The 16,537-nt window shown below is 58.0% G+C and carries 14 protein-coding genes; 6 read left to right on the top strand and 8 right to left on the bottom strand.

Going from position 1 to position 16,537, the window contains the following annotated elements; genetic code table 11:
- Window positions 1-54: 54 nt before the first annotated feature.
- The 5 genes from G518_RS0126650 to hda form a co-directional block, all read right to left on the bottom strand.
- Entirely contained in the window at window positions 55-702 is a 648-nt protein-coding gene (locus G518_RS0126650; RefSeq protein WP_028605078.1) for a DUF47 domain-containing protein, read from the bottom strand.
- Window positions 703-1,007: 305 nt separating this feature from the next.
- On the bottom strand, window positions 1,008-1,589 hold the full coding sequence (gene folK, locus G518_RS0126645; protein ID WP_342663784.1) for a 2-amino-4-hydroxy-6-hydroxymethyldihydropteridine diphosphokinase: 582 nt from the start codon (window positions 1,587-1,589) through the stop codon (window positions 1,008-1,010).
- Between the two features lie 38 nt (window positions 1,590-1,627).
- On the bottom strand, window positions 1,628-3,214 hold the full coding sequence (gene pcnB / locus G518_RS0126640) for a polynucleotide adenylyltransferase PcnB (RefSeq protein WP_028605076.1): 1,587 nt from the start codon (window positions 3,212-3,214) through the stop codon (window positions 1,628-1,630).
- Window positions 3,215-3,216: 2 nt separating this feature from the next.
- Window positions 3,217-3,885, bottom strand: coding sequence for a histidinol-phosphatase (locus G518_RS0126635; RefSeq protein ID WP_028605075.1), 669 nt, complete (start codon window positions 3,883-3,885; stop codon window positions 3,217-3,219).
- A 189-nt stretch (window positions 3,886-4,074) separates the two neighbouring features.
- Window positions 4,075-4,761, bottom strand: a complete 687-nt coding sequence (gene hda, locus G518_RS0126625) for a DnaA regulatory inactivator Hda (protein ID WP_028605073.1) — start codon at window positions 4,759-4,761, stop codon at window positions 4,075-4,077.
- A 105-nt stretch (window positions 4,762-4,866) separates the two neighbouring features.
- On the opposite strand from hda, the gene purM reads away from it, so the two are divergent.
- From purM to G518_RS0126610, 3 genes are all read left to right on the top strand, one after another.
- Window positions 4,867-5,907 (top strand): phosphoribosylformylglycinamidine cyclo-ligase, encoded by a 1,041-nt coding sequence (purM, locus tag G518_RS0126620; protein ID WP_028605072.1) that lies wholly within the window; start codon window positions 4,867-4,869, stop codon window positions 5,905-5,907.
- 84 nt (window positions 5,908-5,991) lie between these two features.
- A complete protein-coding gene (locus G518_RS37165; protein WP_084652382.1) occupies window positions 5,992-6,954 on the top strand; it encodes an AI-2E family transporter in 963 nt (320 codons plus the stop codon).
- 728 nt (window positions 6,955-7,682) lie between these two features.
- On the top strand, window positions 7,683-9,995 hold the full coding sequence (locus tag G518_RS0126610) for an Ig-like domain-containing protein (protein WP_028605071.1): 2,313 nt from the start codon (window positions 7,683-7,685) through the stop codon (window positions 9,993-9,995).
- A 75-nt stretch (window positions 9,996-10,070) separates the two neighbouring features.
- Here the strand turns inward: G518_RS0126610 and G518_RS0126605 are convergent, their stop codons facing one another.
- Window positions 10,071-10,922 carry a SirB1 family protein gene (locus G518_RS0126605; protein WP_028605070.1) on the bottom strand — a complete coding sequence of 284 codons (852 nt, stop codon included), beginning with the start codon at window positions 10,920-10,922 and terminating at the stop codon, window positions 10,071-10,073.
- A gap of 195 nt (window positions 10,923-11,117) precedes the next feature.
- Window positions 11,118-12,671 carry a murein biosynthesis integral membrane protein MurJ gene (murJ, locus tag G518_RS0126595; protein ID WP_028605068.1) on the bottom strand — a complete coding sequence of 518 codons (1,554 nt, stop codon included), beginning with the start codon at window positions 12,669-12,671 and terminating at the stop codon, window positions 11,118-11,120.
- Between the two features lie 293 nt (window positions 12,672-12,964).
- Between murJ and rpsT the strand changes: the two genes are divergently transcribed.
- Window positions 12,965-13,267 carry a 30S ribosomal protein S20 gene (gene rpsT, locus G518_RS0126590; RefSeq protein WP_028605067.1) on the top strand — a complete coding sequence of 101 codons (303 nt, stop codon included), beginning with the start codon at window positions 12,965-12,967 and terminating at the stop codon, window positions 13,265-13,267.
- A gap of 209 nt (window positions 13,268-13,476) precedes the next feature.
- Here rpsT and G518_RS0126585 read toward each other — a convergent pair whose 3' ends face one another.
- A complete protein-coding gene (locus G518_RS0126585; protein WP_028605066.1) occupies window positions 13,477-13,794 on the bottom strand; it encodes a DUF3579 domain-containing protein in 318 nt (105 codons plus the stop codon).
- A 518-nt stretch (window positions 13,795-14,312) separates the two neighbouring features.
- Between G518_RS0126585 and G518_RS0126580 the strand changes: the two genes are divergently transcribed.
- Window positions 14,313-15,515 carry an aspartate aminotransferase family protein gene (locus tag G518_RS0126580; RefSeq protein ID WP_028605065.1) on the top strand — a complete coding sequence of 401 codons (1,203 nt, stop codon included), beginning with the start codon at window positions 14,313-14,315 and terminating at the stop codon, window positions 15,513-15,515.
- A gap of 5 nt (window positions 15,516-15,520) precedes the next feature.
- Window positions 15,521-16,462: an ornithine carbamoyltransferase gene (gene argF, locus G518_RS0126575; RefSeq protein ID WP_036596297.1), complete on the top strand. Its 942-nt coding sequence runs from the start codon at window positions 15,521-15,523 to the stop codon at window positions 16,460-16,462.
- Window positions 16,463-16,537 lie beyond the last annotated feature (75 nt).

The following is a 16,537-nucleotide window of genomic DNA, read 5'->3' as shown; positions in this document are numbered from 1 at the left end:
TCTCAGAACTTTCGGATGAGGTGAAATTCGCGGTGAAGGCTGAAGTTCAGCATGTCAAGAATTCTCAAGGACGATGCCTTCGATCTGGTTGGCAACGTCTTCGCATTTGTCGGTCACGGTCTCCAGAAGCTCATAAATCGCTTTCAGCTTAATGACCTCCCGAACGTCCGGTTCGTTGCGAAACAGCGCACTCATGGCACTGCGCATCACGCGATCGGCGTCTGATTCGAGCTGATCGATCTCCTCGCACGTCTTGAGCGCGGCTTCGGCCGTGGCAGGCTCCGCGATCTTGGGGAGCAGGCTCACGGCATAACGCAGACGTTCGCAACATTTGACCGACAGATCGGTCAGACGTTTGATCGCCTCGGTCATGTGGCGGATGTCGTACAGGGTCATGGTCTCAGCCGAGTCCTGCAGCAAGTCAGCCACGTCGTCCATCAGGTTGATCAGAATATGAATCTGCTCACGATCGATAGGCGTGATGAAGGTGGTGTGGATCAGGCGGTTGACCTCATGGGTCACACGATCGGCAGCGCGCTCTGCACTGTCTACCTCTTGTAGATATTGCTCTCGCAGGCGATCGTCGCCGTAGTGCGTAACCAGCAGCGAAAACGCCTTCGCCGCTTCGACGATGCGATCCGCATGCTGGTTAAAAAGCTCAAAAAAATTGCCCTCCTTGGGCAATAGCTTGCTGAACAGCATGGCGAAGACTCCGGCATTTCATGACATTGGGATGTCACTAAAGTGAAACTTTAGCGACTACTGAGTTTAAAGCACGCCAACCGCGAATTCCGAACAAACCCTAATGTTCATGATCCAGGAACGTGTTCAGGTTCAAGGAACCGCGAAAGAAGAAGGACACCACCCCACCGCGCTCAGCCCTGCTCACCGGAAATCAAGCTTAAGCAGTTGATCCAGGTAAATCAACACAGTCGGCAGGGATATCGGAAGCTTATGGGCGAATTGCATGTGCAGACCTGAATAGCTTTTATGGAACCAAGGCCTATTTAGTCAATACGCTCAATGCCCTGCCCTGCCACAGCCGCGAGCAACTGCGCGCCCACGCGTGTCGGCGCGATTTCGGCCAACGGAACGAGGACAAACTCACGCTCGTTCATCCGCGGGTGGGGCAACGTGAGCAGCGGGCTCTGGATGCACGCCTCGCCATAGACAAGCAGATCAAGATCAAGAGTGCGCGGAGCATTGCGATACGGGCGCTCACGGCCGGCCGCCAGCTCCAACATCTGCAGTTCACGCAGCAAATCAGGCGCGGTCAGGCAAGTGGAGATTTCAGCAACCGCATTGATGTATTCAGGGCCCGAAGAATCGATAGGAGCCGTGCGGTAAAGGCTGGAACGTGCAGTCTCCTGGGTGTATGGCAGGCTGCCCAGGCTGTTCATTGCCATCAAGACAGCGTTCTTCGCATCGCCCAGGTTGGCACCAAGCGCCACGTAGGCGGTAATGGGGATTCTTTGATGCGGCTTTGCCCCTGCCTCGAAGGGCATTGGCGTGCCTTCGCTTCCGAGTCGCGCCGACTCGATCACATCGGCTCGGCGGGGATAAGCCTGGGAGACACGCCTCTGGATCAATTCGGGAAAATTCTATTTAATTTCAACAACTTGCCTTCTCAGGAAGGGTCATTACCGCCAGCACTGTCGGCACCCGCCTCGCCAGCTGAAGGCTTACGACGGCGGCGGCGGCGCTTCTTGGCTGGCCCGGCTCCACCGTCATCGCTCTCTGTATCGCCTGCACTGGCCGGCGCCTGGGAGGATTCCGCAGTGTTTTGAATTGATCCCTTGGGAACTCGATGAACGCGCGGTTGTTGGCGTTTAGAGCGTTGCTGCTCGGCGCGCAGCTCTTCCACCATGCTCTCTCTCGCCCCATCACTGGCCAAACTGAATTCCTGCCACCAGTCAGCCAGGTCTTCGCCAATTTCGCCTATATCTGCACGCAAGCGCAGAAAATCAAAGCCGGCGCGAAATCTTGGCTGCTCAGACAGGCTGAACGCCGAATGACCGCTGCGTTTTTCAAACCGCGGCTGCATCATCCAGATCTCGCGCATATCGGCGCCAAGCTTGCCTCGACCAGAAACGTCGCCTACGCGGTCATCGAAAACCTCGTCGATGGCCGCTTGCAGGGAAGGGAACGGAAGTTCTTTTCGCGCAATACGCGCGTTCCAACCGCTCAGCACATCTTCCCAGAGCACGCAAGCGAGCAGGAAAGAAGGTGCCACGGGCTTGCCCTCAGCCACCCTGCGATCTGTGTCTTGCAGTGCAGCCTTCACGAAAGGATGATCAGCCCGCTCCACAATGACATCAAGCAGGGGATAGATCCCGCGAGCGAGGCCAAGTTTGCGCAATTGATCTACGCTGGCCAGTGAATGGCCAGTCTGCATCAGCTTGATCATCTCGTCGAACAGCCGGCTTTGCGGTACATCGGCCAGCAGCGCCTTGGCTTCGAGCAGCGGTTTGGCCGTTTTGGGCTCCAGCTTGAAGCCCAGCCCGGCGAGCTTGGCGCCAAAGCGCACCGCACGAATAATCCGCACCGGATCTTCGCGGTAGCGCGTGGCGGCATCGCCAATCATGCGCAGGAGCTTTTTCTGGGCATCTTGAATGCCATTGTGGTAATCGACCACTACGCGCGTTTCCGGGTCGTAGTACATCGCGTTGACGGTGAAATCACGCCGTGCGGCGTCTTCATCCTGAGGACCCCACACGTTGTCTCGCAGTACGCGTCCGCTGGCATCCACTGCGTGGGTCATACCGGCTAACTGCCCTTTAGCCGTGCGCTCATTGCCGCTCACAGCCTCAGCGGCGGCATTGTCTACGTTGGCACGGAAGGTAGAGACCTCGATGACTTCGTGATCGCGTCCACGTCCGTACACCACATGAACTATGCGGAACCGCCTGCCAATGATGAAAGCTCGCCGGAACAGGCTCTTCACCTGCTCTGGCGTGGCATTGGTGGCCACATCAAAGTCCTTGGGCTTGAGGCCCAGCAGCAGATCACGCACTGCTCCCCCGACGATATAGGCTTCGTAACCGGCCTCCTTGAGCGTACGCACCACATTGGAGGCTCGCTCATCCACCAATGCAGGGTTGATGGCGTGCACCTGAGGCCCCACCTCCACTCGTTTACCCAAGCGTTTTCGTGCCGTGGAGCCGCTCTTGCCAGTGGCCTTGCCAATAAGCTTGTCTAGGAATTTCTTGATCATTGCTATTCAGGGAATAGGTTTAGTATGCGCCACCCGCGCTCCTGGGCGATTTTCGCCAACGCAGGCGCGGGATTGGTGGCCACGGGATGCTGGGATTTTTCGAGCAAGGGCAGATCGTTAGTGGAATCAGAGTAGAAACTGACTTCAGCATCTGCCCACCCCAGGCCGCGCTCGGCCAGCCACTGCTCCACCCGCGCCACCTTTCCTTCGCGAAACGACGGAACGCCGACAATTTCCCCGGTAATCCAGCCATCATCGCCGCGAGCCAGGTTGACCGCGATCAGCTCGTCCACGCCAAACGCGTGCGCAATGGGGCGTGTAATGAATTCATTGGTGGCGGTCACGATGACCACTGCATCGCTGTCTTGCTGATGCTGGCGAACGAGCGCAAGCGCCTGCGGCGTGATGACAGGTTCAATGACTTCGCTCATGAACCGGGCATGCGCCAGGGCCGCCGCTTCAGATCCACGCTGGCGAACGGCGTCTGTGGCAAAACGCACGTAGTCGTGCACATCGAGCGTGCCGGCCTGGTAATGAGCGTAAAACTCATCATTGCGGTGTTTGAATTCGGCCGCATCGGTCCAGCCGATACGGGTAGTGAATTCTCCCCAGGCATGGTCAGAATCCAGGGGTAACAAGGTGTGATCTAGATCGAAAAGAGCAAGTTTCATGAATCAAGGAACGCTTTGGGGCCGTGCTTGCGAAAAGCGAGTGTCGTGGAACGAGGAAAGGTCGCGCCCCGAGGGCAATGTGATCCCCCTGACTTTCGGGCGTGTTAACAGCCCAGAGCAAAGCTATGGAAAACCGTATTCTGCACTTCAAACGCTCAGCGGCGAGCCTTCTTGGAACGTGTTGACGATCTAATCATTCTCCAGCATCGATTTAACTAGCGGAATGGTGATGGCGCGTTTCGTCTGCAGCGCATAACGATCCAGGTGATCAAGAAGCTGCATCAGGCTGCCCAGGTCCCGCGAGAAGCGCGCCAAAACGAAGGTCATCACGTCATCCGAGAGAAACACGCCCCGTGCATCCGCGGCCTGCCGCAATACGGCGCGACGCTCCTGCTCTTGCAGCAAGTGAAGCTCGAAAACATGCCCCCAACCCAGTCGAGTGCGCAAGTCCTCTCGCAGCGGAAGATCGGAAGGCGGCAACAAGCCAGCGGCCAATATGCCGAGCGGCTTGCCAGACGCCGGGCTGACGGCGTTGACGAACCAGTTGAACGCCGTGTGCTGCTGCTCCGCGCCATAGAGATGCACATCGTCCATGAGAACGACATCCCACTGCTCGTTAAAAGGAGCGTTCGGCTCCCCTTCGGGCTCCAGCCACCCTACCGCGGCCCCCTGCGCAAGCAACTCGTGGCGAATCGCCCGCAACAAGTGGGTCTTGCCAACGCCAGACGGCCCCCATAGGTAAACGGGCACAGGCGAGCGCGTGACTCCACCGCTCCAGGCTTGCAGATACTGCAAGGCAGCCTGGTTCTGACCGGCCAGGAAACCGCTTAGCGTAGCCTCGTGAGGCAAGCCGATATCAAGCGCAATCTGCTTCATGTGAGGGGTGCCGCCTAAAAAACGCGGCGATATAGTCTTCCGGGTGTGTCATCATTCAAAATTCCCCAAATTTTATGCGGCTGCCCGGTATGCCGCACCTGCCCCATGACTCTTTCAGCTTCTACTCCCCTGTCGTATAAGGATGCTGGCGTCGATATTGACGCTGGCGACGCTCTGGTTGAACGCATTAAGCCCATGGCCAAACGCACTCTTCGCGAGGGCGTGCTCTCCGGCCTGGGAGGCTTTGGCGCGCTGTTCGAGGTGCCCAAACGTTATAAAGAACCCGTATTGGTCAGCGGCACAGATGGCGTTGGTACCAAGCTGCGCCTGGCCTTCGAATGGGCCATGCACGATACGGTAGGCATCGATCTGGTGGGCATGAGCGTCAACGACGTGCTGGTTCAGGGCGCGGAGCCGCTGTTTTTCCTCGACTATTTCGCTTGCGGCAAGCTGGATGTAGACACAGCGGCTGCCGTGGTTGGCGGTATTGCCCAGGGCTGCGAATTGGCCGGCTGTGCTTTGATCGGTGGAGAAACCGCGGAGATGCCCGGCATGTATCCGCCAGGCGAGTATGACCTCGCTGGTTTTTGCGTCGGTGCGGTGGAGAAATCGAAGATCCTCACCGGTCGCGAAGTCGCAGAAGGCGATGTAGTGCTGGGACTGGCTTCAAGTGGTGTGCATAGCAACGGCTTCAGCCTCGTGCGAAAGTGCATTGAACGCGCTGCTGACCAACTACCCGCCACGCTCGATGGTCAGCCCTTCCGTCAAGCCGTGATGGCGCCCACCCGGATTTACGTCAAAAACGTGCTGGCTGCGCTTGCCAATCACCCTATCAAGGCCCTTGCCCATATCACTGGCGGCGGCCTGCTGGAAAATATTCCGCGTGTGTTGCCAGATGGCTTGGCTGCACACCTTGTTAATGGCAGCTGGCCCCGCAGCGAGTTGTTCACCTGGCTCCAAAAGACCGCTGGTATTGATGATTTCGAGATGAACCGCACTTTCAATAACGGCATTGGCATGGTTGTCGTCATTGCCGCCAATGAAGCCGCCGCCTGCGCCGAGACCCTGCGCGCGGCCGGCGAACAGGTGTTCGAGATTGGCCGGATCGCTCCACGGGGGGCAGATGCCGCCGTGGTGGTCGCCTGAGAGGCATTTCATTTCAGGTTGCAAACTTTGACGCCTCAATCCGAGCGCCGCGAACAGATCGCCATTGTGGCCAGCCATTTGGCGATGGTGTTTGGACTGCTGCTCATCATGTGGCAGGGCTTGTTACCCGGCTTGCTGTGTGCATGTCTGGGCTTTCTTGCTTCTCGCTGGTTCAGTCCGCGCCTGGGTGTGTTGCTGCGCACGCCAGATCACCTCGCACCCAAACTGGCGGCCGCAGTGGTCGCACTGATTCCCATCATAGTCATTGCCCTTCTGTTGCCGCGCGCACGGGGCGTCATCCTTGACGCGCCTACGACGTACAGGGACTTGCTGGCTTTCATGGCGCGTACGGTTTTGGAGTTTCGTGACCGCTTGCCCGTTGACATCGCCACGCAACTACCCACCGGAGCCACCGACGTGCAGCGCGCCATCGCGACCTACCTGGCGAGTAAGGCGGGCACACTCGCCACGACAGGACGAACCTGGCTCACCGGGCTGCTGTTCGCGTTCGTCGGGTTGTTGATTGGAGCGCTGGCGGCGGCACGGCCTTCCGTCATTGTTCTGCGCCCGTTGTCCGCTCAATTGCATGCCCGGTTGACTCGTTTCGGTGAAACGTTTCGTCAGATCGTGGTGGCCCAGTTCTGGATTGCGTTGTTCAACGCCTCGCTCACGGCCATTTTCCTTCTGGTCATACTGCCGTTGTGGGACAGCCGCCTGCCCTATAGCATGGCCCTGATTTTGCTGACCTTCGCAGCCGGACTGATCCCCATCGTTGGGAATCTGATTTGTAATGCCGTGCTGACGCTGGTGGGTCTTTCGGTGTCACCCTGGGTTGCGATGGCTTGCCTGGTTTTCCTGGTACTCATCCACAAGGCTGAATACTTCATCAACGCCAAAGTCATCGGTCACCGTACACATATGGGCGTGTGGGAGCTGTTGGCGGTGATGTTCGTGATGGAGGCTGTGTTCGGCCCCACAGGCCTGGTGGCGGCACCGCTGTTCTACGCGTATTTCAAGCGAGAACTGGAAGCGTCCGGTTGGGTCTGAGAAATCCGACCCGTCTGAAACAAGGGCAAGGGTGGCGAGGCCGCCCACCCGCTCGAGTGCAGACACCAGGTGCGTAGTGCACGCCCCTGAAAAAGGCGCAGGGTCGAAGCCTAGAAAGCCGGTGCTCTCGAGGTTTTTGTAGCGCTGGCAAGCAGTCGACTCTCGTCTCCACGTTCCAAGCCCTCATAACGGCAACGCCCATGGAGGACGCCGCACACCCGGCGGGCTCCGAACTGCCCGATTCCTTGCCAAGGCGGGTAGTAGATACGCCTTTGCACGAACACCCCTCCCTGCTGGAGCGTTGACCCGCGCCCGATGGCTGCTCAGTCAGGCACCCTGCTAAAAATTTGACCAAATGCACCTCAGCGTCGCCTTCGGAAGGCAGATGGATTCTGACGGCATTACCCCAGCCTCTGCCTAGCCACGCCACTTTTGCCCGCACCTTTTTTGTTGAAATCCAGAGCCCTGCAGCATTCAGGCAAACCAAGAATTTAGCGCCTCCATCATGAAATACATCAATGGGTGTAATCCACTACCAATTACTGTACAAATTTCCATATAAAAATAGTAATAAAGGTATAGCATCACATCGCGTGTAATAAATTGTGTGAGTTGTCAATCCTCATAAGTCTCGAACGCAATCTCTTTTTTTTTTCGGTACAAGAGAACGGAGTCATGAGATGCGATCCATAGTGATGAGAATCCCGGTTAGCAGATTCATCTGCGCAATGACCGCCGTCATGGCACTTGGGGTGTCCGGGGAGGCCTCAGCGGCTACGAACGCGCAAGGGCGCGGATATGGCTTGAACCTATCAGCAACAGTGGGGACAGTAGTTGGGTTGTCGGCCCCACTGGGCGACACCGGAGCCCGATCGGCGCCCCCGGATTTCCATCAATTCGCTAGCTTGCTAAGCGCCGATGTAGGCGTCAACGCCGGCCCTCTCGATGTCCTGAGAGTCCAGACCGGCAACATTCATGGCAAAGCCGATAGCACGCTAGCTAGAAACAAAGTTGATTCCGAAGGCCAGGTGCTCGGTTTGAACGTCAGCGCTCTGGGCCTTGCTCTTCCTCTCTTGCCTCGGGCCAACTTACTTAGCTTGCACGCCGACTCGATCACAGCAGAAGCTCACTTCACTTGCGTGGGTGGCTCTCCTCAAGCAGCGGGCAAAACCAGTATCGTCGGCTTGAGCGCAGGGGGCACTTTGGGCTTGCTGCTAACGCCACTACTGCCAGCCGTGAGCCAGTTGCTCAACGTCAGCCCGAACACCAATTTAAGCGTCAACATCCCTCTCATAGCCAGTCTTACGCTCATTCTCAATGAGCAGTCGATTTCTGGAAACACGCTGACTGTCAACGGGCTCCGCCTGGGGCTGAACGTGTTGGGCGCCATCAATGCAGATGTTTCCATAGCCCATGCTGAAGCGACCATGCCCAACTGCGCGGCAGCACCAGGCTCGGTGACTATCGCCGCGCCGAGTATCAATACCGCCAACCAAAGCGCCGTACCAGTGACAGGCCAGTGCACTGTAGGCGGAGGCAACGTGTCAGTAAGCAGCAATCCCACCGGCAGCCCGGCCACGAATGTGCTTCAAACATGCGGTGGAGCCGGTACCTATAGCGCAAGTATCAACACCTCCTCCTCCGGCTCAAATCTCCCGGACGGCTCCGTCACATTCTTTGCCAGCCAGGATGCCCAGAGTGCGAGCACCACAGTGACCAAGAACACTGCCTCAAGCACACCTGTGGTCTCCGTCAATCCTCCGCCTACCATCAACGCAGCCAATGCGAGCAGCTACGGCAATACACCCCTGGTCTCCGGTCGATGCACCGTGGGTGCCGGAAACGTCGCGGTGAGCATGGGTGGATTGCCTGCAGGCACGCCGGGGTGCAACAGCGGGGGCACATGGCAACTGGGCGCGGGCGTGAATGTGAGTGGGCTGCCGGACGGTTTCGTCGTCATCAACTCCATTCAGGGCAGCGGCAGTGGTTCGGCCGTAGCTACCAAGGACACGGTAGCACCCGCGGTAGTCATTACCACAGCGCCACCCATTACCCCCGCCAACGCAGACAGCTACGCTTTTGCGGGTAGCTGTTCCGAAAACGGCACGGCCGTCAACACCACGATCGCCGATGGAAATCCAGCTCATGCGGCCAACGCTGCGCCTACGTGCCTCGCAAACCGATGGTCTGTATCGCGCAACATGTTCAGCTTTAACGAGGGCAACTTGACGCTCACGGCCAGCCAGACAGATGACGCAGGAAACACCACCAATCCAGTGGCCATGCGCTTGGTTCTAAAAGACCTGACCCCGCCCGTGGTGTCTATCAACCTGCCCGCCCAGATCAATGACGATAACCAGGGCAACTACAGCATTTCAGGCGCCTGCACTCTCGGCGACAGCAGCGTGAGCATAACCATCGGCAGCATGCCCCAAACCGGGCTTTGCACTGGCACGAGCGGCGATGGTTCGGCAGGCGTGTGGACTGCTTCGGCCATCAACGCGCGAGGCCTGGCGTCCGGACCAGTGCAGATATCTGCCCGCCAGACCGATGCAGCTGGCAACGTCGGCAATGCCTCTCGCACAGCTACGAAAGTGTCTGCAGCTGAAATCGATACCACGCCACCTGTGGTGACGGTGACGGCACCGGTGATTGATGTCGACAACGAGGGCATCTACCAACCCAGTGGCACGTGTGAAGCGGGCAGCAGCTACGTGACAGTGGTGATGGGCGCTGGCCTTTCGGGAGCGACAGCTGCGAACGCTGCCTGCCTCCCCAACGGAACCTGGACGGCCCCGCCTACGGACGTCAAAGCCCTGCCGCAGGGTCCCGTAACAGTCACGGCCACGCAGACTGATTCGGCTGGAAATTCGGGAACCGGCCAGGCTGAGACTGTTAAAAATACGCCATCATCCGGTGGCGGTGAGAACGGAGAAGGCTCTTACCCGATATTTACCGTTCCTGTAGGCGGCGCTTGGGCAGGTTTACTCCTGTTGGCCACTGGCTTGGGATTCCTTCGCCGCCGGCGAAGGATCGCCTGAAAATCTGAACCTACGCTATGCATCTGCCTGAGAGGGCATCACTCGCTGGGTGCCCTCTTCTTGCTGGAAAGCCACTCAGGGAAGTAGCCCACCCAGCTCGGCAAGCCTATCCACGATAGTCTCGCGGTCAACCGCATCGGGAGCCTCACGCAAGTACACCGACAAATCCTGCCGGGCGCGCTGCCGCTCTCCCAGCTCAGCGAGCACCATGCCCCGGTCGCGCACCTCTTCCCAAGCATCTGGAAGCAGCGTGACCAGACGCTCCTGCACAGTGAGCAAGCGCGGCCAGTCTTGTTGAGTGCGATGAATATCCTGCAGGTTGCGCAGCATACGGGCGACCATTTGACGCGGGCGGCTGACCTGCAGATACAGCGCAAGCGGCAATTCGCTGCCCTCTTCAAAAGAAAGATTCGGATGAATTTCCGCAATGCGCTCTCGCAAATCGGAGCGATTGAGCGATTGGCCGGTGAACGGATCGACCACCACCTTGCCTACTGGCAGGCTCACCTGTGTCAGGAAATGCCCTGGAAAGCCCACTCCTTCGGCCTTAAGCTTCAAGCTCTGGGCCAGCTCAATCCACAGGACAGCTAGCGAGATCGGGATGCCGCGCCGTGTATGTAAAACGACGTTCAGGAAACTGTTGTCAGGGTTGTAGTAGTCGTTGACATTGCCCGAAAATCCCAGGTCGCCAAAAAAGAACTGATTCAGCGCGCGCACCCGCTCCAGAAGCGGAGCGTCGACCGCCACACGCCGCGCCAGCCGCGCAGCCATCTGATCTACATCACCGAGCACTTGCTGAACGTCGAGCTCAGGGTATTCGTCTTGCGCCAGGCTGGCTACGGCCTCCAGCAATGGGAAATGCTCATCACTTTCCACCAAAGCAGCGAAGTAGCCAAGCGGTGTAGGAAGAGAAAAATTCAAGGCCATGGGCGCTTTTTATAGTCAGCGAAGAGGCTCGTCAAGGGATCACACCGAAGCGATGATCAGCTTGTCCCCTCGGGTGTTCTTGGAAGTGGTACTGGAAAATAACACGGCACGGCGCAAATTTGATTCAGGACAGCTTGCGCGGTGCTCCCCAACAGAGCTGGCAGGAGACCCGCTGGCGCGCTATGCAGGCAGCACCTAACGCCTCAGAAGTTGCCTTAGCTTCAATCCTGAAACCCTCAGGGCTCCGAAGTAGATCAAGCCAGCCCCCATAACGAATGCAGTCAGCAATCCAGCGCGGACCAAGCCATTTGTGGTGACCCAATTCACCCGTTCGGCGCCCAAAAGTAGAAAAGCCGCCATGAGCGCCGTGGACCCCAGCACCTGTGCAGCAAAAACAGCCCAACCCGCCAGGGGTTTGTAGCTGCCTCGGCGAATCAGGCCGATGAGCAGCCACAAGGCGTTTAACAACGCCCCCAGGCTGATCGTCAGGGTTAGCGCGGCGTGCTGCAACCACGGCACCAGTATGACGTTCAGCACCTGTGTGAAAACCAGCACCACGACGGCGATCATGGCCGGCGTACGCATGTCATGCCGCGCATAAAACCCCGGTGCCAGCACCTTTACCGCCACGATACCCAGCAGGCCAACACCGTAGAACAACAGGGCTGCGGTGACCATTTGAACGTCTCGTGCCCCGAACGCACCGTAATGAAACAGCACCGCTACCAGAGGTTCGGAGAACACCAGCAAAGCGGCCGCGCACGGTACCGCAAACAGCACCACCAGCCTCAACCCCCAATCCAGCAAGGCCGAATAATGAGACGCATCATCTCGTGCGCGTGCTGCGGACAATTGGGGCATCAACACCACACCCAGCGCGACGCCCAGCAGTGCGGTGGGAAACTCCATCAAACGATCAGCGCTGGAAATCCAACTGACACTGCCGGGCGCCAGATGAGATGCGATCTGTGTGTTGATGAGAAGCGAGATCTGAGCCACGCTCACGCCTAGGAGTGCAGGCAGCATGAGTCGCGCAACCTTGCGCGTTTGCGGATCGCGCCACGCTTCACGCAGTGCCTGGCCGGTCCAGCGGACACGTGGAAGCAAACCCAGCCTACGAAGCGACGGAATCTGCAGCGCCAATTGCAGCACCCCACCCAGCAACACGCCCGCGCTCAGTGCATAAATCGGCTCGATTCCGAAACGTGAAAATACCGGTACCAACCCAATCAGCGCAGCAATCCATGCCAGATTGAGCAAAACCGGCGAAGCAGCTGGCACGACGAAGCGCCCCCAGGTGTTGAGCACGCCACCCGCCAACGCCACCAAGGACATGAAGGCAATATAGGGAAACATCCAGCGCGTCATGTGCACCGCAGCCGCCGCGCCCTCCGCAGGTAGCCCGCTGGCCATGCCCCACACCAGAACAGGCGCGGCCATCACTCCCAGTACGCTAAGCAAAAGCAGCACCAACGCCAGCAATGAAGCCACTCGATCGATCAGCAGCTTCGCTCCGACATCGCCTTCAGTGGCGCGCGTAGCGGCCAACACCGGCACAAAAGCCTGGCTAAAAGCGCCCTCACCCAGCACTCGGCGAAACAGATTGGGCAAGCGGAACGCAACCCAGAAAGCATCTGTCATGGCACTGACGCCAAAAACGGACGCCATCAGGACATCCCGAGCCAACCCTGTCACGCGCGAGGCGAGGGTTAGCAAGGAAACGGTGGAGGCGGATTTGAAAAGGCTCATGGAAGATGCTTCACCCCGGCTATCCGGAAGACCGCTTGTGGCCCCACAACGAATATTCAGGTCATTGCGCGGAGTAAGCTGAGAAGGTATGAGGCAATCCGGCGGGAAGGAGGGATTCACTCACAGCGTCTCAGTCTGAAAGACATTGAGTTTAGTCTTTGAACCTGTGGTTTTGCAGCAGTTAGTCGTCGGCAGGGGCGCCCGAGTGACGCCGGGTGGCTCCAAAGGATTCAAACCTGCTAGAATGCTCGGTTCTGCTGTCAACATCCACAGACACTTAAAGGAATACTCTCATGGCCGCTGCAAAGCCCAAGAAAAAGAACCCCCGCCTGGCATCAGGCCGTAAACGCGTCCGTCAAGACGTACGTCTGAACGCTGCGAACACTTCGCTGCGTTCTAAATACCGCACTGCCGTCAAGAACGTTGAGAAAGCCGTTCTCGCCGGTGATACAGATAAAGCGAAGAGCGCCTTTGCACTGATGCAATCCGTTGTCGACAGCGTCGCTGACAAAGGTATCTTCCACAAAAACAAGGCGTCTCGCGATAAGAGCCGCCTGTCCGCCAAGGTTAAAACCCTGGCACAAGCCACCGCCTGAATTTCAGGCAAACAGCCCGGTTGGGCTTCCTGATTCACATCAGTCAAGCCTACCGCCGTTTGTAACGGGTGCGCTGTCAGCAGAAAAAAAAGAGCCGCTTAGCGGCTCTTTTTTTTGCTTTCAACCATTTGGATTTGAGTTTTTTTGGCCTCCGACGACCCTAGCCGCCATCATCAGCGCTCGGCATCCACGGTCGGTTGCGCAGACTCCTAGGGATTGTTGTCCGGCAAAAGGCATGCCTCGGCCACTTGCAACTCGTTGTCTCGCGCAAAGTTCATGACGAAATCCCAGGCCATGGGGTCGTGCTCGCGCAAAGCAACATTCACCACCACGCACTTCACCCCATTGAGCGCGGTGGGGACACACCAGGGCGAGTAGCTAAGATGGCTCCCCGGGTGAGCGCCCCCGGGACGAAAAGGGCTCATGACGCCCGCAAGCCGTTCCGCCCAATCGCTGGGGCGAAACGTGCGGCCGGAACGGGTCACGCCCTGAATAAAGACTTCGCTGCTGGAAGGATTGATAGCCATCGTGGGTTCTGGCGGAAAAAAAGAAGTGCAACTCGCTTGTGGCTGCTGCACCGCACAAAATTCTATCTTATATAAGACTACGCCTACGAAGGAACTTCGGATAGCCTGAAAACAGGCTCGCATTCCGACGGTTTTACCTCACTAGGAGGCTGTCGGACTTGGAAATCGCCGGCTGCAAATGGGCCGCAGCGGTCCATTTTTCACGGTCTTTTTGACCCATAGCTAGGCTATGGGCCTGCAAATCCCGTGAAAACTGTCCTCGCTGGGGCCCATTTTCGCTATCGGCGCTCCAAGTCCGACAGCCTCCTAGATAAGCTGATGGTTTTGGCGGAGACTTGCAAAGGATCTCATGCTTGGCCGCACTTGAGTCCACTTGAGCGGGGCGCAGTGAGGCCCTTGCTTGTAGGAAACGACGCACTGTGATGCGATCAATGCAATAAAGCTGTCTTTCCAAGCCCCTAGAATGCAGCTTCAGCGGGCCTCGTTGGCCCGATTTTTATTTCCAGGAGCCTTTAGTCGTGACCAAGCACATCGAAGCCGCCTCGCCGCACACCATGAACACCTACGCCCGCCTGCCGATCGCCATGGATCGTGGCCAAGGCTGTCGCGTCTGGGATATCAACGGCAAGAGCTACCTCGATGGCCTGGGTGGTATCGCGGTCAATACGCTCGGGCACAACCATCCCAAGCTGGTACCCGCTTTGCAGGACCAGATCAGTAAGCTCATCCACTGCAGCAACTACTACCATGTGCCCAATGCTGAAGTGCTGGCCAAGAAACTGACCGAGCTGTCAGGCATGACCAATGCCTTCTTTTGCTGCACCGGCCTGGAAGCCAACGAAGCGGCTCTCAAGCTCGCCCGCAAGTTCGGCCACGACAAAGGCATCACGAATCCACAGATCGTGGTCTACGAAAAAGCCTTTCACGGCCGCAGCATTGCCACTCTTAGCGCCACCGGCAACCCGAAAGTGCAAAAAGGGTTCGAGCCATTGGTGGAAGGATTCATTCGTGTTCCCCTCAACGATATCGAAGCATTGAAGCAAGCCACTGAGGGCAATCCCAATGTAGTGGCTGTGTTTTTCGAGACCATCCAGGGTGAAGGCGGCATCAACCCCATGCGCGTCGATTACCTCAAACAGGTGCGCCAGCTCTGCGACGACCGCGATTGGTTGATGATGATCGACGAAGTGCAGTGCGGCATGGGCCGTACCGGCAAGTGGTTCGCACATCAGTGGGCTGGCATCGTGCCTGACGTCATGCCGCTGGCCAAGGGGCTGGGATCAGGCATGCCTATAGGCGCCGTGGTGGCGGGGCCTAAGGCCGCCAACATCTTCCAGCCCGGCAACCATGGCACGACCTTTGGCGGCAACCCCTTGGCCATGCGCGCAGGGGTAGAGACCATTCGCATCATGGAAGAAGATGGCCTGATGGAAAACGCAGCCAAGGTGGGAGCCCACTTGAAGGCAGCGTTGGACAAAGCCCTGGCAGGCAACGCCGGCATCAAGGACATTCGTGGCCAAGGGTTGATGCTGGGCATCGAGCTCACCAAGCCCTGTGGTGTGCTGACCGAGCGCGCTGCGGAAGCGGGCTTGCTTCTCAGTGTCACTGCAGATTCAGTGATCCGCCTGGTACCCCCACTGATACTGACCGAAGCTGAGGCTGACGAAATCGTTGCCATTCTGGTGCCTTTGATAGAAGCTTTTTTGCAAGAGCAGGGCTGAACACGATGACCACACCCATCAGGCACTATCTTCAGTTCAGTGATTTCAACGCCGACGAGTACGCATACGTATTTCAGCGCGCGGCGCAAATCAAGGGTAAGTTCAAGACGTACGCGAAGCACCACACCCTGGCTGACCGCACGCTGGCCATGATTTTTGAAAAAGCCTCCACGCGCACCCGCGTGAGCTTTGAAGCTGGCATGTATCAATTGGGTGGATCAGTGGTCAACCTGACCAGCGGCGACAGCCAACTGGGGCGCTCAGAGCCCATAGAAGACACGGCACGCGTGATCAGTCGCATGGTCGACATCGTGATGATTCGCACTTTCGAGCAAGCGCGTATAGAGCGTTTTGCCGAGTATTCACGTGTACCCGTCATCAACGGCCTGACCAACGAATACCACCCGTGCCAGATCATGGCGGATCTTTTCACCTTCATCGAGCATCGCGGCTCGATCGCTGGCAAAACGGTAGCCTGGGTGGGCGATGGCAACAACATGGCCAACACCTGGCTTCAAGCGGCTGACATCCTTGGCTTTCAGGTTCATGTGAGTACCCCGCGCGGCTATGAAGTCGATGAAAAGCTAGTGGCCGGTACGCGTAAAGGAGCAGGTAATTACCGCTTCTTCAGCGACCCCCTGGAAGCTTGTCGCGGGGCCGACCTGGTCACCACGGACGTATGGACGTCCATGGGCTACGAGGCCGAAAACGCAGAGCGCATGAAAGCCTTTGCTGATTGGTGCGTAGACGCCGAGATGATGCGGGTCGCCAAACCGGATGCGCTGTTCATGCACTGTCTGCCCGCTCACCGCGGCGAGGAAGTGACCGCTGAAGTCATAGACGGGCCTCAGTCCGTAGTGTGGGACGAGGCAGAAAACCGCATGCACGTCCAGAAGGCATTAATGGAGTATTTGCTGCTAGGCCGTCAAAGCGAGGCTCAAGGCTGATACTTACCCCGCCCGGATGAGCCCTTCGGTAAGAAGCTGAATCATCCGGGTTGGCGTCATACGCCCCAGCCCTGC

The organism is Ottowia thiooxydans DSM 14619, from assembly GCF_000422885.1.
GTDB lineage: Bacteria > Pseudomonadota > Gammaproteobacteria > Burkholderiales > Burkholderiaceae_C > Ottowia > Ottowia thiooxydans.
The sequence above is the reverse complement of the archived record's forward strand: the minus strand, read 5'-3'. Positions and strand labels throughout refer to the sequence as shown.

Excerpts from the sequence above, each read along its gene's own strand:
- G518_RS0126650 (WP_028605078.1), bottom strand. The coding sequence starts at position 702 with ATGCTGTTCAGCAAGCTATTGCCCAAGGAGGGCAATTTTTTTGAGCTT.
- pcnB (WP_028605076.1), bottom strand. The coding sequence starts at position 3,214 with ATGATCAAGAAATTCCTAGACAAGCTTATTGGCAAGGCCACTGGCAAG.
- G518_RS0126635 (WP_028605075.1), bottom strand. The coding sequence starts at position 3,885 with ATGAAACTTGCTCTTTTCGATCTAGATCACACCTTGTTACCCCTGGAT.
- hda (WP_028605073.1), bottom strand. The coding sequence starts at position 4,761 with ATGAAGCAGATTGCGCTTGATATCGGCTTGCCTCACGAGGCTACGCTA.
- purM (WP_028605072.1), top strand. The coding sequence starts at position 4,867 with ATGACTCTTTCAGCTTCTACTCCCCTGTCGTATAAGGATGCTGGCGTC.
- G518_RS37165 (WP_084652382.1), top strand. The coding sequence starts at position 5,992 with ATGGTGTTTGGACTGCTGCTCATCATGTGGCAGGGCTTGTTACCCGGC.
- G518_RS0126610 (WP_028605071.1), top strand. The coding sequence starts at position 7,683 with ATGACCGCCGTCATGGCACTTGGGGTGTCCGGGGAGGCCTCAGCGGCT.
- G518_RS0126605 (WP_028605070.1), bottom strand. The coding sequence starts at position 10,922 with ATGGCCTTGAATTTTTCTCTTCCTACACCGCTTGGCTACTTCGCTGCT.
- murJ (WP_028605068.1), bottom strand. The coding sequence starts at position 12,671 with ATGAGCCTTTTCAAATCCGCCTCCACCGTTTCCTTGCTAACCCTCGCC.
- rpsT (WP_028605067.1), top strand. The coding sequence starts at position 12,965 with ATGGCCGCTGCAAAGCCCAAGAAAAAGAACCCCCGCCTGGCATCAGGC.
- G518_RS0126585 (WP_028605066.1), bottom strand. The coding sequence starts at position 13,794 with ATGGCTATCAATCCTTCCAGCAGCGAAGTCTTTATTCAGGGCGTGACC.
- argF (WP_036596297.1), top strand. The coding sequence starts at position 15,521 with ATGACCACACCCATCAGGCACTATCTTCAGTTCAGTGATTTCAACGCC.